We start from the raw sequence: 21,768 nt of genomic DNA on the forward strand, positions 1-21,768 counted from the left end.
GCTGGAGCTGATACAGAAACGTCCCTTTAAATTTGTTCAGGAGCCATGATGGCTGATCCAAAACCTCTGTTGTTTGCACTCTACGAACAAGCCAGTGTGGGATGTGGAGGTGCGCCGAGCCTCTGGACGCATCCGGCTGACGAGCGTCTGGCAATCAACTCGTTGGGCTACTGGTCGAACCTGGCGCGCATCGCCGATCAAGCCAACCTCGACATGCTATTCTTCGGCGACGTGCTGGGTTTCTACGACGTCTTTGGCGGCAATGCCAATGCCGCGATGAAGTGGGCCGTGGAAGCTCCGGCCAACGACCCGCTGATGATCATTCCCGCCCTGGCCGCGGTCACCGAAAACCTTGCGTTCGGCGTCACGGTCACCACCAGCTATGAACACCCCTTCACCCACGCTCGGCGCTTCAGCACCCTGGACCACCTCACCAACGGCCGGGTGGGCTGGAACATCGTGACCTCTTACCTGTCCAGCGCCGCGCGTAACTTCGGCCTTGAACAGATGATCAAACACGATGACCGCTACGAACGCGCCGAAGAATTTCTCGATGTGGTGTACAAGCTGTGGGAAGGCAGTTGGGCCGACGATGCGGTGGTCGCGGACAAAGCTCATCAGCTGTATGCCCTGGGTGATCGGGTACGGCCGATTAACCACGTCGGCGAGCACTATCGAGTCGCCGGGCCGCACCTCACTTCACCGTCGCCGCAGCGCACACCGCTACTGATCCAGGCCGGCTGGTCGGGTCGCGGTCGCGAGTTCGCCGCCAAGCACGCTGAACTGATCTTCATTGCCAAATCCAACCCTCAGGAAATCCGTCAGGGCCTGGAGGACATATGGGCCAAGGCCCAGGCGCTCGGTCGCCAGCGTGAGGATGTGAAGTCCCTGACTGTATTGCGCATCGTCACCGCCAAAACCGAAATTGAAGCCCAGCGCAAATATGAGGCGTTGCAAAGCAACTACCACCTTCAGGCGCAACTGGTCAGTTATGCAGGCGACACAGGTATCGATATCAGTCGCTATGCCGACAGCGATGCATTGTCGACCCACACCGAAGGGCTGACGTCCTATGTCATGCGCCCCGATGGCAGTGGCAAGCCGTTGACCGCCGGGGATGTGAAGCAACGTTTTGCCAAGGTCACCCGCGGCAGCGACCTGATCCTGGTGGGCACTCCACAACAGGTAGCCGACCGGATCGAAGAACACGCGCGCATTTCCGGCACCAGCGGCTACATGATCAATCCGTTGATCAGCCCTGGCACACTCGAAGATTTCGTGGAGTTGATCATTCCCGAATTACAGAAGCGCGGTCTCTACAGAACCCAGCCGCAAAGCGGTACCTTCAGGTCCAGGTTAAGGGAAGATGGCAGCAGCCATTTACCCGACTCGGCTTATGGCGCTTCATTCCGCTTCGGCAAGGCGCTATAGCCCGAAGGCGACTGCTCAAGCGTCATCAAGCAGTCGCCGAACGTTCGAGGAAAACGTCGCGGCGCAGCGGTGGTTCTTTCAAGGGACACTTTCAATTCCGTTCCCGGCAACTCTTCGATCACTTGTGATTGCGCCAGCAACTCCTCACCGAGCAACTCCATCAGCACAGTGGCTATTCGCACTGGATGCGCAGGGCATTAAGGTGCGCCTCCTGCCACAACAACAAAGGAATAAATAATAATTTATTTATTCCTAAATTGAATATTTGAAATCACTAAGTTAATTCCCAAAAAATATTTATAAAATTTTTTTTATAACCATATTCTTCATGGCAGATAGCCCTTCTCTCTTGCTGAATGCAGAGTGCGCCATGCCACAGTCCACAAAAAATGCTGAAGCGAAATTCCGTCGTCCGGTGCTGGCCGTTCTGGTGGTTGCCCTGACCTTGTCATTTACCCTGCCGGCTCAGGCCCGGGAAACGCTGCGAATCGGTTACCAGAAGTCATCGACTCTGATCACCCTGTTGAAAACCCAAGGCACGCTGGAAAAAACCCTCGCGCAGAAGAACATCGATGTGAGCTGGCATGAGTTTTCAAGTGGTTTGCCACTGCTGGAAGCGCTGAATGTCGGCAATGTCGATATCAGCGCTGACGTGGCGGACACCGTGCCGATTTTTGCTCAGGCCGCGCAGGCCAAGTTGACCTACTTTGCGCAAGAAGCGCCCTCGCCTTCCGCCCAGGCGATCGTCGTGCGCGAGGACTCGCCCCTCAAGCAACTGGCAGATTTGAAAGGCAAGAAAGTCGCGGTCACCAAGGCGGCCGGCTCCCACTATTTGCTAATCGCTGCTCTGAAAAAAGCAGGCCTGGGTTTTTCGGACATCCAACCGGCCTACCTGTCACCCGCCGATGGCCGAGCAGCCTTCGAGAACAACAAGGTCGATGCCTGGGTCACGTGGGAACCCTTCCTCACCAGCGCGCAACGTCAACTGCCGACGCGCACCCTGGCCGACGGCACAGGCCTGGCCAGTTATAAACGCTACTACCTGGCCAGCACGAGTTACGCCAAGGTGCATCCCGAAGTCCTCAAGCTGGTTTACGAACAACTGCACAAGACAGGTGACTGGGTAAAAACCAACCCACGTGACGCGGCACAAATACTCAGCCCGTTGTGGGGCAACCTCGATGTGGCAACAGTCGAATCGGCCAACACCCATCGCAGCTACCAGGTACAGCCTGTGAATGGTGACCAGTTGGGTGAGCAGCAGAAAATCGCCGATGCCTTTTTTGCCGCAGGTTTATTGCCCAAGGGGGTAGATGCCAGAGACGTCGATATCTGGAAACCGTAAGGCAGTCTTCGATTACGAGCTGACGCTCACACCCTGTTCGATCTCACGATGTCTTCCGGTCGTCCCGTAATCTGCCTGCGCAGCCTTTGAATGGGGTGGGGCTCGTTGTCTTCGTAGTGCGAGGACCACTTCTGACACAGCAGCGTTTTACCGTACGCCAAGTCATTAATGCCCGGGCATTGGACTGCGTGGACGTTTTACATCGCGTTTTCGCCTTACCGTGTCAGGGCTGGTAATGCGGCTCGGTTGAGGTAATCGGGGCGTGCGCAGTAACAGACTGATTTCCTCTGCGCTGACCGCTCTGCTGAAAAAGTGGCCCTGAATTTCATCGCAGCCGTTTTCACGCAGGAAGGTTTGCTGCTCTTCGGTCTCGACACCTTCGGCTATGACCTTGAGGTTCAGTTGGTGCCCCAACGAAATCACTGCGGTAGCGATGGCTTTGTCGTTCTCGTTGTCGGGCAGATCGTGCACGAAAGACTGGTCGATCTTGAGTCTTGCGATGGGGAAGCTTTTCAATGCCGCGAGGCTGGAGTAGCCGGTGCCGAAGTCGTCGATCGACAGACTGATCCCCATTGATTGCAGTTCCTTCATTTTGCTGATGGCTTGCTGAAGGTCTTGCATGATCAGACTTTCGGTCAGCTCCAGCTCAAGGTACATCGGGTCCAGTCCGGTCTCTTGCAAGGCATGCCTCACCCGGTCGATCAGGTCCCTTTCGATGAACTGGCGTGCTGAAATATTCACCGACATGGTAATCGGCGGCCAGCCCGCATCCTGCCAGTCCTTGTTCTGTCTGCACGCGGTATGAATCACCCAATCGCCTATGGGCACGATCAACCCGGTCTCTTCGGCCTGCGGAATGAATTTGATTGGAGACACCATGCCGAGTTCGGGATGCTGCCAGCGGATCAGTGCTTCTACGCCGATAATCTGACCTGACTGCAAATCCACCTGTGGCTGGTACAGCAGCAGGAACTCGTCATGGTTGAGTGCGTTTCGTAGCCCGTCTTGCATGGCGAGCTTGCCCTGATCCTTGTTATTCATCTCGCTCGTATAGAACTGGTAACTGTTGCGACCCAGTTCCTTGGCCCGGTACATGGCGGCGTCCGCATTGCTGAGCAACGTGTCGGTATCGCTGCCGTCAGCTGGGTAGGTGGCCAACCCCATGCTGCAGGTGACGTGGAGTGTATGCCCGCTGAGCTGAATCGGCCGCAGGATGGCTTCCTGGATCTTGTGCAGGGCTGGAGTAACGCCGTCGAGGTCTGAGGGCTGGTCGAACAGGATGATCACAAACTCGTCGCCACCCAGTCGCACGACGGTGTCGGTGCGGCGCACACACTCCTGCATGCGCTGGGCGACGGTTTTCAGCAGTACGTCTCCAGCACTGTGCCCAAGGCTGTCATTCACCAGTTTGAATTTGTCCAGATCGAGAAACACCACCGTCACCAGCCGGCTGTAGCGCTGGGCATAAAGTATTGCCTGCTTGAGACGGTCTTCGAGCAGTGTGCGATTCGGCAGCCCGGTCAGTGCATCATGGTCGCCCATATAGCGAATGCGCTTTTCGGTCAGTTGGCGTTCTATCGCAATACCGGCAAGAGGTGTCGCCATGTCGATCAGTCGCGTCTCGGTCGAGCTAGGGCTGCGTACGGTGTTGGAATACAAGGCAAACGTACCCAATACCTTTCGTTCATGGGACAGAATCGGCGTCGACCAGCAGGCACGAAATCCATAGGGCGCAGCGGCTGATCGGTACTCCTCCCACAGCGGGTCCAGCTCGATATCCGTGACGATGACCGGTTCTCGTCGATACACCGCGGTGCCGCAAGAGCCGACGTTTGGACCGATCGCAATCCCGTCGATGAGCTGGTTATAGGCTTTCGGCAAACTGGGGGCAGCCCCGTGCAGCAGGTGTTTGCCATCCTCATCCAGCACCAGGATGGACACCATCATCCCCTCCAGTTGGGACTCGACCAGGTGAGCCAGACTATCGAGGACTTCTGCAAGCTCGGTGCTCCTGGCGATCAGCTCCAGGACATGACCTTGTCCGGCACGGATGATGGCTTCTTGCTCCAATCGGTTGTTTTGCAGGGCGAGCCGCTCTGTGGCGATACTCAATTGGACCGTTTTTTTTTCCAGCTGAAGACGGTCTTTGAGGAATTGATTCACCGCGCGAGCCATGTTGCCGATCTCGTCTTTCCCATGTTCCACCATCATCAAATGCGTTTTGTCAGTGCGTTCCTGACGCAATTGCCGGCTTATTTCATTCAGGCGCACGAGCACATGACGGCCCATGAAGACCCGGGTCACGAACCAGGCGAACACCAGGCTGGCGCCCAACATGATCAGCACCCATTGCTGGCTACGATTTGAGGCCTCGACCAGGCGCTGCACGGCTTCGCGATAGTCTTCGGTGTAAGCACTGGATTGCGCACGGGCCACCGCGACCAGAACCCCGGCCTCATTCTTCAACTCCTCATTGAAGCGCTGGATGACGTTGTGCTGATTGATGAGCCTCAGGCGCTGGGAGAAGAGATCGGGCGTTTCCACATCAGCGTCGGGTAACTTGCCAGCGGCGCGTGACAGGCGCTCATATCGGATCCGCAGCCGTTGCACGGCATCGCTGTCATTAGCCTGCGGCAGACCGAAAAGTAACACCGCCAGTTCCAGGCTGGCCCGGGTCTTGGTCGCGGTTAACCGGGCAGCGTGATCCTCCAGGGCTTGCTCGAAGCTGACCTCGGTTTGCAGCAGGCTTTCTCGCAGCTGCGCAACAATGTTGGCGGTATTGCGGAACATCTGACTCGACTGATGCATGTCGAGTATCGCCTCGCCACTGTTCGCGGCAGTCAGTTCCTGCACCAGTTGATCAAGGGCTTCAAGCTGTTCGACGGTTGCCGCATAGCTTGAACGCAGGGCGTCGGGGGAACGGGTTGTCAGAAGCTGATCGGTCTGGCGTTCGATCAGCAAGGTCCGCTGCACCATGTCTTGCCCATTTTGCATGCGCACCAGTCGTTCATCCGTCAGCTGGCGGGTGGCGCTGTTTGACGTGCGCAACGCGTAGACCGCTGTGGCACCACCCGCCAGGATCAGCAGCGCCAGCGTCAGGAACGCCAGTGTGAACTGTGCGCGCAACGACTGCGGCAATAGCCGGCGTCCTAGCCGGGAAATAACGTCCAATGTCAGGGATTCCATAGGTGGCGATAGATGTCTCGATAGCCATTGTCAGGGTCGTACTGGAATTTCTTCCCGCCGTCGAAGGCGATATTGTCGGCATTGACCAGGTGAATCGGCGCTACGAAGCCGCTCACCGGCTGACCTGCAAACAGCCGGTTCAATTCGTCCATCACTTGCCAGCCATGCAGGTTGAGCGGCTCGGCCACCGTAACGGTCTGGTAGGTTTTTGCCTGTATGCGCAAGAAAGCCGAAGCGCTGCCATCACCGGCAGACAACAGACTGATGCCGTCACTGGGCATTGCGGCGTTGGTCAATGAGGCAATCGAGTAGTCGAAATAGATATCGTTGATGGCCAGCGCGTGGGTCCAGCGCTTGCCATAGCGCTGAAGCAGCTCCTTGGTGAGCGCCGGCATCTTCTCGCCACTTTCGGAGATCGCCACATCGCGCACTTCCAGCAACGTACATTCCCGACAGGCCCGAATGACGTTTTCCATGGCCTTGGCTTTCGCCATGGCGATGCTGTACTTGGAGTCGGTCAGGATGACTACGCCGGCGTGTCCGTTTGACTGTGCCACTGCCGCCATGGCCGTAAGGCGAGCCACTTCGAGCGGGTCGGTCGTGACGTTCATGGCCACCGGTGTGCCATCAATCGGCCCGGGGCGTGCCCCGGCGTGCCAGCCAACCACCGGCACATCCCTGTTGGCGAAGAGGATCAGCGCCGCATTGTTCTCAAGGGCATCGGAACCGCACAGAATGAGGCCGTCGGGTTTCTCTGCCAGCGCATCGGAGAAGGCCTTTGCGCGCCCGGCCGATGATCCAGCACCATCGAATATCTTCAGCGTCCAGCCCATCGCCTTGGCTGCCTCGCGAGCGCCCTGCGCGACACCGACGATGCCTCCGTTACGCAAATCCTCTGCGACAAGGGCGATGCTCTTGCCCCGCTGGGCTTTCGGGCCGGACTCAGGGCCGCTCCAGCGAACGGCTTCAAGGGTGGCCCTGGAAACGATTTCCTGCGCTTGAATCACCGTTACCGTGGCGTTTTCGACACCTGCCGCGGTTGGCAGGTTCTGGCCGTATCCGGGTGTTGCCGTGAAAAGACAGAAAACCGTAATTGAAGCCATCCGGAGTAGCCAGGGCCTGAGTAACCAGGGCCCGATCAGACAGGTTCGATCACCGCATGGAATGCCGGGTGTGGAGCCGATGGCGCGATCATAGTCTGGCATGGCGTCCCTTTTTGCCAAGAGTGCAGCGTTAACTATCCGAAAGGATAGTCGGTTCTGCTGTCATCAGGTCTTCAGTGGTTAAAAGTGCGCGAACTTTAGTTTTACAGTACTCATCCTTTACGCAACTTTGAAAGATGCTCTTCATAAGCACGACTGAATTCGCGCCTGAATAAATTGCGCGGGTACTCACTTTTTAGAATAAAGCCTATAACCAAAGAAACTAAATAATGACCTCCGATCACCGATCTTGAAACGCCTCAGTGTTCACCCCACTGGTCGGAGAGTTTCTTGACAAGCATTGAACAGCGCTAACACTTCCTTGAATTGTAAGGGTTAGAGATGACGCCAAAGAGGCGTTGGGCAGAAGGTTAATCCGCTGGAAACGGATTCAGTCGTACGTTGCGTTATGTATTCGAGACGGCCGACTGACGCCCAAACACGAGGCAGAGGAAGCCGTGCATGGCAATCACGCAAAACAACCGTTTGGTGCAGGTCAACTGCCCCCTCGGCGGCGATGTCCTGCTGCTGCGGAGCATGGAAGGCAACGAAGAATTGGGGCGGTTGTTCCACTATGAATTGAACCTCACCTCCGAAGACCGGGCGATCACGTTCGACCATTTGCTGGGCAAGCCGATGGGCCTGACCCTGGAGCTGCACGACGGCGGCAAACGCTACTTCCACGGCATTGCCTGCAGCTGTCGACAACTGACCGGCCACGGCCAGTTCGCCGGCTACCACATCAGCCTGCGGCCCTGGTTCTGGCTGCTCACGCGCACCTCGGATTGCCGGATTTTCCAGAACAATACGGTGCCGGACATCATCAAGCAGGTGTTCCGCGACCTCGGTTTTTCCGATTTCGAAGACAGCCTGAGCGGCAGCTACCGCCAGTGGGAATATTGCGTGCAGTACCGCGAAACCAGCTTCGACTTCGTCAGCCGCTTGATGGAACAGGAAGGGATCTATTACTACTTCCGCCATGAGCAAGCGCGTCATGTACTGGTGTTGGCCGACGCCTATGGCGCCCACTCCACGGTGGCAGATTACGACTCAGTGCCGTTCTACCCGCCCGATCGGCAAATGCGCGAGCGCGATCATTTCTACGATTGGCAACTGGCGCGGGAAGTCCAACCCGGTTCGCTGGAGCTCAACGATTACGACTTCCAGCGCCCCCGTGCCAACCTTGGGGTGCGCTCCAGTGTGTCGCGCAGCCACAGCAACGGCGACTACCCGCTCTACGACTACCCCGGTGAATACGCACAGAGCAACGACGGCGAGCACTATGCGCGTACCCGCATCGAAGCCATCCACAGCCAGTTCGAGCGCGTACAACTGCGCGGCCGTGCCCGCGGGCTGGGCTCCGGCCACCTGTTCACGCTGACCGGCTACGAGCGCGACGACCAGAACCGCGAATACCTGGTGGTCAGCGCGCGCTACCACATCCACCAGGAGCCCTATGAAAGTGGCACCCAGGATCTCTCCGAGCAGTTCGTGGGCGAACTCGCTTGCATGGATGCCAGCCAGGTTTTCCACCCCCTCCCCCTGACCCCCGTGCCGATTGTCCGAGGGCCGCAGACCGCGGTGGTGGTCGGCCCCGAGGGCGAGGAGATTTGGACCGACCAGTATGGCCGGGTCAAAGTGCACTTCTATTGGGATCGCCACGACCAATCCAACGAGAACAGCTCCTGCTGGATGCGCGTCTCCCAGGCCTGGGCCGGCAAGAACTGGGGGGCGATGCAGATCCCGCGAATCGGTCAGGAAGTGATTGTCAGTTTCCTCGAAGGCGACCCGGATCGGCCGATCATCACCGGCCGCGTCTACAACGCCGAACAGACCGTGCCCTACACGCTGCCGGCCAATGCCACCCAGAGCGGCGTGAAGAGCCGTTCAAGCAAGGGCGGCTCACCGGCCAACTTCAATGAAATCCGCATGGAAGACAAGAAAGGCGCGGAGCAACTGTTTATCCACGCCGAGAAGAACCAGGACATCGAGGTCGAGAACGACGAGACCCACTGGGTCGGCCACGACCGCAACAAGACCATCGACAACGACGAAACCGTGCACGTCAAACACGACCGCACCGAAACCGTCGATAACAACGAGACCATCACCATTGGCGTCAACCGTACGGAACGCGTCGGCAGCAACGAGACCATCAACATTGGCAGCAACCGCACGATCAGCGTCGGCGCCAACGAAACCGCGACCGTGACCCTGCAGCGCACCCATGCGGTAGGTATCAACGAGACGATCGCCATCGGCGCAGCGCAGGAAGTTGTCATCGGTGCCTTTCAAACGGTGAATGTCGGGGCCTACCAAAACGTCAATGTGGGCCTCTACCAGTCGACCAATGTGGGCGCCGACCGCTCGGTGGACGTGGGTGCCAATCTTTCAACCACGGTAAAGGCAAACGAATCGCGCAAGGTCGGTGCAGGACGTACGACCGATATCGACAACGACGATGCGCTGACGGTGGGCAAGGACCTTGTCATCGATGCCGGTGACTCGGTGACCATCACCACCGGCAAAGCCAGCATCGTCATGAAGAAGGACGGCACCATCAGCATCCGCGGCAAGGACATCACCATAGACGGCTCTGGCGCGATCAACATCAAGGCCAACAAGAACGTGGTGATCAAGGGACGCAAGATCCTGCAAAACTAGGAGTAACGCGTATGACGGTTCAATACCCACTTCCCACCCAGGCCCGCATCGATGGCGTGGTCATTGGCGTCCTGCTCGACGTGCCGCAGGCCAGCGCGCCCCTGGTGATCTACCCCGGTTGCCCCGGGGAACAGAGCATCGCCGCCCGCAGCACCACCCTGCTCGCCCCTGAGGACATCGGCACCCAGGTGGCGCTGATGTTCGAAGATGGCGACCCTTTCCGCCCGCTAGTGATCGGCCGCCTGCTTGGCCAGGCCGCGGCGCCCGCACCGGTTGCCTGCGTGCAACTGGACGACCAGCGCCTGGAATTGAGTGCCGAACGCGAGATCGTGCTGCGTTGCGGCAAGGCCAGTATCACCCTGACCCGCGCGGGCAAAGTGATTATCCAGGGCGCCTACCTGTCCAGCCGCTCCAGCGGGGTCAACCGCATCAAGGGTGGTTCGGTGCAGATCAACTAGACAGGTATTCGGCCCATGGAACTGCTCAACGCCAGCAAACTGCTTGCTGCCTATACCCAGGGCATGGAGCCCGATGGCCGCGAATCCTTGGTGGTGGTGGTCAAAGGCACTTTCAATCTGCCGCTGGACGGCCGCGCGGCGACCCTCGCCGACAGCCAGCAACCGCTGCTGATGGCCGATACCTTCCTCGGCGAACCTGGTCTCAGCGCCCCGCTGCAGGAAATGGACTTCGCCCCGGTCAAGCCATTCTGCGATGTGCTGGTGCGCGGCAAGGCCTATGCCCCAGGCGGGCGGCCCGTGAGGCAACTGGCTGCGGGCATTCGCGTCGGTCAGATGAGCAAAGCCTTTTCCGTCCTCGGCCCCCGGCAGTGGCAACCGGGGCTATTGGGCGTTTCTCCCGGCTTGCCGCAGCCCTTCACCGAGCAGCACATCTCTTATGCCCAGGCCTTTGGCGGCAGTCATCCGATGGCCAAGGACTCCGAAATGCGTCACTGCTACCTGGACAATCCGACCGGTTGTGGCTGGTTCCCACGCCGCATGGGTAGTGCTGACATCGTTGGCATGCCGATGCCGAACACCGAGGAATTGGGCAAGGCGATCGACAGTCCCTCTGGCGACTACCGGCCGATGGCCCTCGGCCCCATCGGCCGCAGCTGGCCGCAACGCGCCCGCTTCGCCGGTACTTACGACGATGCCTGGTTGGCCAACTGCTTTCCGTTTCTGCCGGGTGATTTCGACCGCCGCTACTTTCAGGCGGCCCCTGACGATCAGCAGATCCAGTATCTGCGAGGCGGCGAGGACGTGCTATTGCTCAACCTCACGCCCCAGGAGCGCGCGGGCTTTCGCATACCCGAAATCGACGTGCCGGTGACCTTCTTCCTGAAAAAAGGCGGTCATGAGACTGTGCAGGCGGTAATCGATACCCTGCTGATCGACACCGATGCGCTCCAGGTGCAGCTGACCTGGCGTGTCGCCCGTCCGCTACGGCGCAACATGTTCGAGATCGCTCAGGTGCTGGTCGGCACGATGTCCACGGGCTGGTGGCGCGCCCGTGAACTGGGCAAGGATTACTACCCGTCGCTCTCCTCCCTGGTAAAAGACAAGCACGCACCCGAGGAGACGGACTGATGACCGTGCTTTGCATCATCGGCTCCGGCATGGTCAGTGCTGTCGGCCTCAGCGCACCCGCGAGCTGCGCGGCGATCCGTTGCGCCATCGATAATTTCCAGGAAACCCGCTTTATCGACCAAGGCGGCGAATGGCTGATTGCCGCCAGCGTGCCTTTGGAACAGCCCTGGCGCGGCCGCACCAAGCTGATCAAGATGGCCGCCCGCGCCATCGCCGAGGCGCTGCAAAGCACCCCCAACGTCGCCCCGGAAAAGACCCCGCTGTTGCTGGGGGTGGCGGAAGTCGAGCGCCCCGGCCGCCTCGATGGTCTCGATAAGGGGCTGCTGCACGCCATCGAAGCCGAACTGGGCCTGCGCTTTCATCCCGGTTCCAACGTCATTGCCCGTGGTCGGGTCAGCGCTGCCGTGGCCCTGCTGAATGCACGCACGCTGATCTACCAGGGCGGCCATCGCCATGTGCTGATTGCCGGCGTCGACTCCTTCCTCAACGGACCGACCTTGGCCGCTTTCGAAGCACGCGAACGCCTGCTCACCAGCCAGAACTCCAACGGATTTATCCCCGGCGAAGGCGCCGCCGCCGTGGTGCTGGCCGCCCCTGTTGCCAGCAAAGGACCGCAATTGGCCTGCATCGGCCTGGGGTTCGGTATGGAGAAGGCCACGGTGGAGGCCGAAGACATTCCCCTGCGCGCCGACGGCCTGACTCAAGCCGTACGCGCCGCCCTGAGCGAAGTCGGCTGTGGTTTGGAGCAAATGGATTATCGGCTCACCGACATCTCCGGCGAGCAGTACTACTTCAAGGAAGCGTCCCTGGCCCTGAGCCGCACCCTGCGCGTGCGCAAGGAGTTCTTCCACCTCTGGCACCCCGCCGACTGCATCGGCGAAGTCGGCGCCGCCATCGGCCCGGCGATGCTCGCCGTGGCACTGGCCGCCAGCCGCAAGGGCTATGGCGAAGGCCCGAATATCTTCTGCCACTTGGGCAACGACGCCGGCGAACGCGCCGCCGCGATGCTCAGTTACCAGACTGTGAGGGCTGCGTGATGGCGAATGAGGTCTACGCCAACAATATGGAAGTTTCTTGCAAGGCGGCGGCTGGCAAGTCGATCGCCTGCTTTCCGGATGTCTGCTTCACCCCGCCTCAGGCGCCGCCCACGCCAACGGGAGTGCCCATCCCCTATCCGAATACCGGCATGGCCAAGGACACGACCAGGGGTACACGAACTGTCAGGATCACCGGCAAAGAGGTGATGCTCAAGGACAAGAGTCACTTCAAGACTAGTACGGGAGATGAAGCCGGAAACGCGCCGAAGAAAGGAGTGATTACGAGCAAGATCAAGGGGAAGGTGTACTTCATTGCGTGGTCGATGGATGTGAAGTTCGAAGGGGAAAATGTGGTCAGGCATTTAGACATGATGACTCATAACCACGCGTCCAAACCCGGAAATACGCCTCCTTGGGCTTATACCGACGCGACAGCGACGGCGCCCATTGAGCGTTGCAAGAAAGAAATTGCCAGGAAAAACAAGGCTTGTGAGGGACTGAATACCAAAGCGGCACAGTGTGACGACAAGGGCTGTACGTCCGCAAAAAAGTGTTTGCTGGTGTCTAAGAAGCAGGCGGATTCCAAGGCGCAGAACAGTCAAGTGGCCTGTTGTCCTGGCGAAACCGGCCACCACCTCGTTGAAGCCCATAGTTTTACAGTGCCGGGAACTGATCGCCAAACGCCTCTTCCTCAATTCCCCAATTACGACGAAAAAGATGCACCGTGCATTTGCGTGCAATGCCCTCAAGGCGGAAACGGACGCTATGAAGGGGATCATGGCTTCATGCATGCAGCCCAGGGCAAACTGGAACAGGCAGCCATAGAGAGAGCGTCGCCCAGTCAAAAGGATTACGCCTGGAACTACGGCCAGTCCCGTTCAGCGGGCGTGCGGGCGCTTCAGCAGACCTTTCCAAAGTCGAAATGCTCAAAGAAATGTCTGGAAGCGCAGTTAGACGCCTATCACAAGAATACGTTAGGTGTCAGTGACAAAACCCCAGTGCGGACCCACACACCCAACCTTCAAGACAATCAGAAAACGCTGGCTCACGAAATGATCCCAGAGGTCACTATCAGTGCTTGGTAGATCAATTGGAGCAGAAACGATATGACTCAAACATTGGATTGGACGCTGAGCCGAGTAGCTGTTTTCGATAAGAACCGCGTTTACGTGCTCGCCTACTCCAAACGCGAGCCCGGTACTCGAGTTTTTCGCTGGACCGGAGAATGGGACAACTATTACGTTCAAGCGATTTGCGCCGGTATATGCGCAGTTCGCGGCGCGCCTCCCGAAATTCTGACGCTATGCGCCAACGGTAGCGTGCATCGCGCTGCGCCTGACGGGCAAGCCTACGAGGATATAGTCGAAGAAAAACCCAGTAAGCACGGCCTGCTGCGCGACATACGCCCTATCGGTGGGAGTGTCTATGCCACAGGCTTCGGCCGCCAAGTCTATATTCGAAAGGACAGAGTCTGGCAGCGCTGCGATCAAGGCGTGGTCGAAGATCCTACCGCTGATAGCCTCAGTGGCTTCGAATCCATCGACGGCTTTGGTGAAGATGAAATCTATGCCACCGGCAATCGGGGCGAGATCTGGTACCGCCGGCTTGGCGTCTGGCAGCAAAGCGAAAGTCCGACCAACATCATTCTGGAAAACGTTCTCTGCGCACCCGATGGAGTGGTTTACATCTCAGGCCAGTTGGGCATCGTCATACGAGGTCGTCTCGACCGCTGGGAGCTCATTGAGCATGAGCTCACCGAAGACACATTCTGGGACATGGCCTGGTTCAATGATCAACTCTGGCTTTCAACCACCACAGCACTCTACACGCTACAAGGTGACAAGCTGGAGAGGGTCGAGACAGGACTTCCCGGCGATCAGACCTTCAGATACTTAGACGCTAATGAGCAGTGTCTATGGTCATCCGGTGAACGACACCTTGCAGCTTTTGACGGAACGAATTGGACACGCATACCCAGTCCTTAATACGAACGTAGAGAAGTACATGGAAAGTTTGTCACCGATTCTGGACCAACACACCGAAGAGGCCAGTTTTCTCGCTGCCCTGCGCGACTATGCCATGCGTGCACCACATTACGATCTGGAACACATAAACACACTCGACAGCCGCATCGACGCCCACCTCGACGGCCTTCGAATCGCCGGCACCACCGGCCTGGAAACCCTCCTGACCCAACTCGGCCCACACGCCATCGGCGAGATGTTCGCCAGTGCAGTACTGGCCTTCGAGGCGGGTAACGCGCAGGTGTTGTCACGGCTCAGCGAGCACTTGCGCAGTGCCGTGGATACAGAGCGCGGTTATCTGATGGCCTTGGGTTGGCTCGACTGGGAATGGATATCGCCCTGGATCGACCGCATGCTCGCCTCCCCTGAACCTCTGTTCCACCGCCTCGGCCTGGCCGCCTGCGGCATGCACCGCTACGACCCTGGCCCTGCCCTGCTTACCGGACTTTCCCACGCCGACCCAAGCGTGCTGGCACGTGCCGCCCGCACTGCCGGCGAGCTGCGTCGTCGTGACCTGATGTCGACAATTCGTGCCCACCGTCTACACCCGGATCCAGCCACGCGCTTCTGGGCCAACTGGGCCACCGCACAGATGGGCGATGAGCACGCCCTGGAACCGCTGCGCCAGTTCGCCGAGCAACCGGGCGAGTTCCAGTACCGCGCGCTCTGCGTATCGCTGGCCTGGCAAAAGCGTGAAAACAGCATCGCCTGGATACGCCAATTGATAGAGCACCCTGAGCAACAGCGCATCGGCATCCAGGCCATCGGGCTGCTGGGCGATCCGTTCAGTGTGCCCTGGTTGATCCAGCAGATGAGCGACCTGTCTCATGCCCGCGTCGCCGGCGAAGCCTTCAGTCTGATCACTGGCGCTGACCTGGCGCTGCTCGACCTGGAATTGCAAGACCTGCCGGATTTCGATGCCGGCCCGAACGACGATCCTGAGGACGCTAATGTCGCCATGGACCCCGATGAAAACCTGCCCTGGCCCGACCCGCAATTGATTGCAGCCTGGTGGCAGGCCCATGGAGGCGATTTCCAGGCGGGCATGGGCTATGTGCTGGGGCTACAGCAGAGCGAGAACAGTTACCGGCGCGTCCTTGTCCAGGGCCAGCAACGCCAGCGTATTGCGGCCGCCTTCGGCGTTGCTCGCTGGCGACCGAACGAAGTGCTGTTCCCCACCAGCGCACCCGCCTGGCGGCAAAAGATGTTGTTGGGGGAGCCAGCGTCGCTCGTTCGGCGCCTCTGAGGTTTTGCCAAAATAGAATGCAGCCCCTAAGCCCGCAGTTTGTCGACCCGCACCGCGGCTCAGTGAGTATCCAGATGCTGGTGTACGGCGTTTGGTTTGCTGTACTTACGGCAGCTGGATTCGCGCTCATGGGCGCTTTCGCCACTACACTTTCCGGTTTTCTACGCCAGCGGCCACGACTTGTGAATGGTCTGACGTGGGGGCAGGAATGACGTTTGTGGCATCGGGGGTATCGATCGCGGCGCTCAGCCAAAAATAGAGCAAGGGACTCGCCCCGCTGAGCACCCTACGCGCGCCCGCCTCGTATGGCTTTAATCACCCACGCCGATCGGTCGCGGCGTTTCATAATTCTTAAGGTTTGATTAAGGACTTTAAAGGTCGCCGGCGAACAGACTTTCCCTAACGATCAGGAGAGCCGCCATGAACCCGCAATCGGTGAATTCAGACCATCCATGTGAACTTGCGAGACCGCTGGGCGCCCTGTCCAGCTGGCAAGAGCGCCGCGCCAAGGAACTGATGCTGCGTGATATGGGCAGTTGCGTTCGCATCAGCGAGATTGCCGAACACTGCAACCTTTCGCGCAGCCATTTTTCCCGGGCGTTCAAAAAAAGTACCGGCCACTCACCCCAAGGTTGGCTGGTGAGGATGAAAATCGAAAAAGCCAAAAGCCTGCTGATCACCTCGATGCCGATCACCGACGTCGTCTATGAATGCGGTTTCGCGGACCACTCGCATTTCACCCACACCTTTAGCCGGCTGGAAGGGATGACACCCAAGGCCTGGCGGCGGGCCGTTGATCACGTGATCACAAACCGACGTCCCAACACACCAATGATTGATCGAGACATATCCGACAGGAGAATCCCCGATAGCGTGGTCGACGGCTTGCGACAACTTCGCGCGCAGGCGCTGCACGCGTGAACTGATCGAGGCCAACAGAACGAACTCCTCCCCTTTGGCCGCTCATGCGGCCCTTTTTTTATCCGACGCTGGCCGCCGCGATCGGCAGATTGAAACAGATCCTGGCGCCCTGCTCGCTGTCCTGGACCACCAGCGTCCCGCCGTGCGCACCGATCACTGACCTGCAGATGGCCAGCCCCATCCCCATGCCGCTGCCTTTGGTGGTGTAGAACGCATCGAAGATTTGCTCGCGCTGTGGTGCGTCAATTCCCGGCCCATTGTCCTGGAAGCAGACTTGAACATGATCGTCCTTGACCGCTGAGCCGATGATGATGCGTCCATCTGGCAACCCGGCTCCGGCAATGGCTTCCTGCGCATTGGTGATCAGGTTGAACACCACTTGCTGGATCTGCACCGCGTCGACCCAAACCGGGCATTGCGCATCAAGCCGGGTTTGCAGTTGCACGTTGCGGTTCGCCAGATCGGTGGCGGTCAGGCGCACGACCTCACCGATCAACTCGTCGATCTGCACCGGTCGCCGTTGCAACGGCGCCTGTTTGGCGAGCGCGCGAAGTGCCTGGACAATATCGGCGGCGCGGGCGCTGTCTGAGCGAATGTCTTCCAGCCCCTGAATCGCCTCTTCCAGATCGGGCTGATCGCGCTTAAGCCAGCGCAGGCTCGCCGAGGCGTTAGACAAGATGCCCAGCAGCGGCTGGCTGATTTCATGCGCAATCGAAGCAGACAGCTCGCCCATGACTTTAAGGTGCGAGCTACGCGCCAGTTCTGCCCGGGAACTGCGCAAGTCCGCTTCCATTTGCGCACGCAGTCGGGTGTCTTCGACCAGCTGCGCATACAGCCTGGCGGTATGCAGTGACACGGCGGCCTGGGAGGCGAGTATTTCCAGCATGGTCAGGCGCTCGGCGCTGAACAGCTTGGGGACCAGGCTGTTTTCGAGATAGACCAGACCGATCAATGTGCCTTGTCTGAGCAACGGCAGGCACAACATGGAACGCGTCTGGCGCTGTAGGAGGTCGGCGCTGTAGGCCTCGGGACAATCTGCCCGGGCATCGTCGAGCACCAGAGTGTTGCGGGTGCGCTTGCTGGCGTTGAGCACCGAGGCAGGCGCCATCTGTTCGAGCGGCTGCCCGGTGTCCAGCGCAACCCGCACGTTGCCGGCCTCGACAGAAGCGGTTGCCGCGAGTTGCAGCTCGGCGCCGCTGACAATCATCAGAACGCCATGATCGGCACCCGCCTGAATCATCAGGTGGTTCATCAGGGTTTCGACCAGTCGTTCCAGCAATACCTCTTGCGAAAGTGCGCGCGCCGCCTCGATTCCCACTTCAAGATCGAGGCGGACCTGGGTCACAGGCCGGACAGGTTCGAACGACGACTCTGCGCTCAGAAACGGGTGCAAGGCTTCCAGCTGGCGGGCCTTGCTGTTGGCCCCCCAGAGGTTGTAACAGTCGCGCGCGACGCGCAGGTGGTGATTGGCACCCGACACCAGCCCGTTAGGTAAGCAGATATCGGCTAGCTGTTCATGCGCCAGCGCCTGCTCGTGGATGAAACCGGCCGCTGCAGCAGCTATCTGGGACTGATCAAAACAGCGGATGGCAACCAGCTCCTGACCGCGTAAACGGGCGATGACCCCTTCGATCAGCAGCAATTTACTGCGAAAGGTTGCCGGGTTGAGCTCGACCCATGACAGAAACCGCAGACGTTGCCGTTCGAGTTGTTCCAGTTTTTCGGCCACCTCCCCCGGTGCCTGCGCACTGCCCAGCGCCAGGCTGTAGAACAGGTAGTAATCGGCGAGATTGATGTGTGCCGGAATGGACCAGGTCAGCGCGGCCGCCTCTTCGAAACGCCGCAATGCGTAAGGGATATCGCCGTAGTAAAACGCGGACATGCCTGAATACAGCCACGTCCAGAACAGAGTCGGCTGTGACACGCTGGTGCGGTCGATGGGGCCGAAACGGTCATGTTCAGTGCCGTCCAGTTCGGTCAGCGGCCGGTGCTCCCGCCCATCGCGCAGATCGCTGGCGTACGCCTGTTGCGCCAGCAGGATGCGTTCGATGTCGATATAGTGAAACTGACGCACCCAGGCCAGGCCATGCTCCAGTTCGCTCAACACTCGTTGTAAGGGTTCGCCCATGAACAACAGATCGGAGCCGATGTGGTTGCAGGCATAACAGGACATACCCAGATCACCGCCGGCCTGACCGCACTCGAATGCTGCGAACGCCTTCTGTCGGGCGTACGCCATCGGTCGGGTCCACGGGCTGACTTGATCAAGCGCCACCAGCGTACCTGTGCGTCCGGCTTCGTAGCCGTGTTTGTCAGTGAGTTCAAGGGCCACTTCGGCGAAGGACTGCCCGTCCACATACTCGCCATAGCGCTCGGCAATCATCACGCCAAACCAGGCAAACCCATAACCGCTGCTCGGCGTGGTGCCATGCATCAACGTAAGTTCGACCATTTTCGCCAAATGCAGAAAACGAATGTCGTCGTTGACGAAGAACGAGGAAATCAACGTGCTGAGCAACTCCATGGCCACTTCGACAAGCGGGTCATCGGCCTTGGGCAAATGCACCAGATCGGCGATGCGGCGCGCGCCCACGAGTGCGCGTACCTGGGCAAACACGAGGCTCAGCTGATCGTGCGAGGGCTTGCGCTGCAGGGGAATATCCAGCAGGGCCAACCCGGTCAACGCCTCGGTTATCGCACCCTCGTAATCGGAGTGCAACGTGCGCAAGGTGGCCCGTAACCGATAGGTTTTCGCGCGGTCGAGCGCTGTGGTGGCGTGATTCAGGCAGTCGTCGAGGCGGTGTTGGGCGCTGGCCAGATCGGCCAGCAGCATGTCACATTCGGCAGCCAGCCATTGGGTGGCGAACGCCTGAGTGTAAAGGCTTGACCAACCGGTCTGCCCGAGCAGACGCTCGGCCGTGCGCAGATAGCCCACGGCCTGCTCGACAGCCGCGGTATCCCTGGCACGTTCGGCAGCTTCGACCAACAGCTCGACGAACGCGGCACGGCGATGCGCCTCCAGTTTATCCACGTCAATACGCTGAACCTGGCTGGCGACTTCAAATACACGCTCATGGATCTGCTCACCCCACTGATCAAGCATGGCGACGGCGATGCGGGCATGCTCGGCGGCGCGTCCCGCTGGCGCAGCAAGCTGACAGGCTGCCTCAAGTACACGGTCGTGGGGAAACACCAGTTGCTCGCGCTCACGCAACAGAAAACCGGCATCGACCAGACTTTGCACTTCACGGTTGATCTGTTGCTGATCACACGGTAACAACCGGTGCAGCAGCGATTCATCACAGCGCCCGCCGACATATCCGGCCGTGCGCAACACTTCGCGTTCCATCGGTGCCAGCCGTTCGAATCGCTGCACCATCAAGTCCGCGACGTTATCGGCGTAACGGTAACCATCCACCTCCTCCTGGTTCCAGACCCAGCGGCGACCGTGCACGTCGAAGCACACCAAACGTTCATCGATCAACGCGCGCAACACCTGGCTGATGAAAAGAGGGTTGCCGGCCGTCTTGTAGTGCACGACTGGTGCGAGCGACTCGATAGCCTCGGGGTCGGTGTCCAGTTCAGCGGCGATCAGTTCCGCGACTGCTGGCACCGATAGTGGACCCAGCATGACGCTTGTACAGGGTAACGATTGCCCATGCTCCAACACCTGCAGCAATCCACCCTCACGCTGGAGGGACTGCGATTCGGCCTCACGGTAGGCCAGAATGAGCGCCAGATGCCGGGGCGGCCGGGCGATGAAGGCTTGCAAGAACGACAGCGTCGAATCGTCGGCCCACTGCACGTCATCTACGAATAGCACCAGGGGTCGTCCCGGCTGAGCGAAGACTTCCAAAACATCGAGTAGCGTTTGATTGGCGCGATCAAGCGCATGCCGGGCCGGCATGTTCGGCAGTTCAGGCGCGACACCGATGACCAGCTCGGCCTCGGGCGCCAGCTCCGCCAGGAGTTTACCCCGTCCCTTGAGGCGTTCGATCAGTTGCTCGCCCAGCGTCTCCAGTTCCAGAGCCGGCTTGCCCAGCAGTTGGGTCATCAGCGACTTGAAGATCTCTGCCAATGGCGCGTAGGGAATTTCCTGCTGCAGCAGATTGCTCTTGCCGCTGGCCCAGTAGCCGGGCGCCAAGGGCCGGACACCCTGGTGGATCAGCGTCGACTTGCCGGCACCCGGCGCGCCACCGACCAGCAAGACCCGGGCGATGCCATCGCTGCGCACCTGACTTATCTGCTCGATCAACTGCATGCGTTCGGCCTCGCGGCCGAACAGAACATCACCGCGGGCCGCAGAAGGTAACGCATCGAAGGCGCCCAGCCGAAACCCATCGATGCGTTCGTGATCCAGCCACTGCTGTTGGCACCAGGCCAGATCCGCGGCCATCGACTCTGCGCGCTGATAGCGGGCACCCGGTTCCTTCGCCAAGCCTTTGAGCAACACTTGGCAGATGCCTTCCGGCAGATCGGCAACATGGATTGCCGGTGATTGCGGTTGCACGGCGGCGTGCACGTGCAGCCATTGCGAGGGGTCGCGGGCGGTGAGCGGCAGTCGGCCGGTCAGCGCTTGATAGAGGATTACGGTCAGGGCGTAGATATCGCTGCGCGCGTCAAAACTGGCGGCATCGCGCCGTACCTGTTCGGGCGCCAGGTACGGCCATTGTTCCAGACCGGGCAATTCAGCGGTGGGCACCTCTGCGGCATGACTGTGAAAACCCAGGAGTCTGACCGAATCGGCGGTTTCCACCATCAAGTGGTGGGGCAGCAGGCTGGCATGGCGCACACCCGCGTTCTGCGCGCTGGCCAGCGCGTTGGCCGCCGCCACGGCGATGCCCAACAAGCGCCCCAGCGGCAGCCCGGCGTCACCGATCAGATCCATCAGCGGCGTCCCCGATGCGGGATAGATCAACAAGGGCCCCTCGGCCGAGCGGATAAACGCGACAGGTGCAATCGCCCATGCCGGATCCAGGCGCAGATGAAAATCGCGCTCAAGCCGCTGGCACGTGGCGGGCAGCTGAATCGGCGCCCGGGCGGCAAGCCAGTGTGTGCCCGACGGTCGGTCCTGAAGCGTGAACCAGGTCAGGTCATTTTCCCGGCGCAGCATGGAGAAGGTGCAG

At 59.6% G+C, this 21,768-nt stretch carries 13 protein-coding genes and 1 pseudogene; 11 read left to right on the forward strand and 3 right to left on the reverse strand.

Going from position 1 to position 21,768, the window contains the following annotated elements; translation table 11 throughout:
- Positions 1-48: 48 nt before the first annotated feature.
- Positions 49-1,431 (forward strand): LLM class flavin-dependent oxidoreductase, encoded by a 1,383-nt coding sequence (locus ACCC96_RS12300; RefSeq protein WP_413695946.1) that lies wholly within the window; start codon positions 49-51, stop codon positions 1,429-1,431.
- A 370-nt stretch (positions 1,432-1,801) separates the two neighbouring features.
- Positions 1,802-2,776, forward strand: a complete 975-nt coding sequence (locus tag ACCC96_RS12305; RefSeq protein WP_413695947.1) for an aliphatic sulfonate ABC transporter substrate-binding protein — start codon at positions 1,802-1,804, stop codon at positions 2,774-2,776.
- 165 nt (positions 2,777-2,941) lie between these two features.
- On the opposite strand, the gene ACCC96_RS12310 is transcribed toward ACCC96_RS12305, so the two are convergent.
- Both ACCC96_RS12310 and ACCC96_RS12315 read right to left on the reverse strand, forming a co-directional pair.
- Positions 2,942-5,962: an EAL domain-containing protein gene (locus ACCC96_RS12310; RefSeq protein WP_413695948.1), complete on the reverse strand. Its 3,021-nt coding sequence runs from the start codon at positions 5,960-5,962 to the stop codon at positions 2,942-2,944.
- The gene (locus ACCC96_RS12315; RefSeq protein WP_413696008.1) at positions 5,950-6,969 is read right to left on the reverse strand and encodes a substrate-binding domain-containing protein; all 1,020 of its coding nucleotides are present in this window, start codon (positions 6,967-6,969) and stop codon (positions 5,950-5,952) included. The genes ACCC96_RS12310 and ACCC96_RS12315 overlap by 13 nt, the downstream gene beginning before the upstream one ends.
- A 657-nt stretch (positions 6,970-7,626) precedes the next feature.
- Here ACCC96_RS12315 and ACCC96_RS12320 point away from each other — a divergent pair.
- From ACCC96_RS12320 to ACCC96_RS12360, 9 genes and pseudogenes are all read left to right on the forward strand, one after another.
- The gene (locus tag ACCC96_RS12320; RefSeq protein ID WP_413695949.1) at positions 7,627-9,828 is read left to right on the forward strand and encodes a type VI secretion system Vgr family protein; all 2,202 of its coding nucleotides are present in this window, start codon (positions 7,627-7,629) and stop codon (positions 9,826-9,828) included.
- Between the two features lie 11 nt (positions 9,829-9,839).
- Positions 9,840-10,286: a DUF6484 domain-containing protein gene (locus tag ACCC96_RS12325; protein ID WP_019649125.1), complete on the forward strand. Its 447-nt coding sequence runs from the start codon at positions 9,840-9,842 to the stop codon at positions 10,284-10,286.
- A 15-nt stretch (positions 10,287-10,301) separates the two neighbouring features.
- Entirely contained in the window at positions 10,302-11,414 is a 1,113-nt protein-coding gene (locus ACCC96_RS12330) for a DUF2169 domain-containing protein (protein WP_019649126.1), read from the forward strand.
- Entirely contained in the window at positions 11,414-12,451 is a 1,038-nt protein-coding gene (locus ACCC96_RS12335; RefSeq protein ID WP_413695950.1) for a hypothetical protein, read from the forward strand. The genes ACCC96_RS12330 and ACCC96_RS12335 overlap by 1 nt, the downstream gene beginning before the upstream one ends.
- On the forward strand, positions 12,451-13,536 hold the full coding sequence (locus ACCC96_RS12340) for a PAAR-like domain-containing protein (protein WP_413695951.1): 1,086 nt from the start codon (positions 12,451-12,453) through the stop codon (positions 13,534-13,536). The genes ACCC96_RS12335 and ACCC96_RS12340 overlap by 1 nt, the downstream gene beginning before the upstream one ends.
- Before the next feature lie 21 nt (positions 13,537-13,557).
- Positions 13,558-14,436, forward strand: a complete 879-nt coding sequence (locus ACCC96_RS12345; RefSeq protein WP_413695952.1) for a hypothetical protein — start codon at positions 13,558-13,560, stop codon at positions 14,434-14,436.
- Between the two features lie 19 nt (positions 14,437-14,455).
- Positions 14,456-15,721, forward strand: a complete 1,266-nt coding sequence (locus ACCC96_RS12350; protein ID WP_413695953.1) for a TIGR02270 family protein — start codon at positions 14,456-14,458, stop codon at positions 15,719-15,721.
- A gap of 32 nt (positions 15,722-15,753) precedes the next feature.
- Positions 15,754-15,980: pseudogene (locus ACCC96_RS12355) on the forward strand (LysE family translocator); the annotation flags it as partial.
- Between the two features lie 161 nt (positions 15,981-16,141).
- On the forward strand, positions 16,142-16,642 hold the full coding sequence (locus tag ACCC96_RS12360; RefSeq protein WP_018927751.1) for a helix-turn-helix transcriptional regulator: 501 nt from the start codon (positions 16,142-16,144) through the stop codon (positions 16,640-16,642).
- Positions 16,643-16,700: 58 nt separating this feature from the next.
- Here the strand turns inward: ACCC96_RS12360 and ACCC96_RS12365 are convergent, their stop codons facing one another.
- The gene (locus tag ACCC96_RS12365) at positions 16,701-21,755 is read right to left on the reverse strand and encodes an AAA family ATPase (protein WP_413696009.1); all 5,055 of its coding nucleotides are present in this window, start codon (positions 21,753-21,755) and stop codon (positions 16,701-16,703) included.
- Positions 21,756-21,768 lie beyond the last annotated feature (13 nt).

The sequence above is a fragment of the Pseudomonas sp. Pseusp11 genome, assembly GCF_047304405.1.
GTDB lineage: Bacteria > Pseudomonadota > Gammaproteobacteria > Pseudomonadales > Pseudomonadaceae > Aquipseudomonas.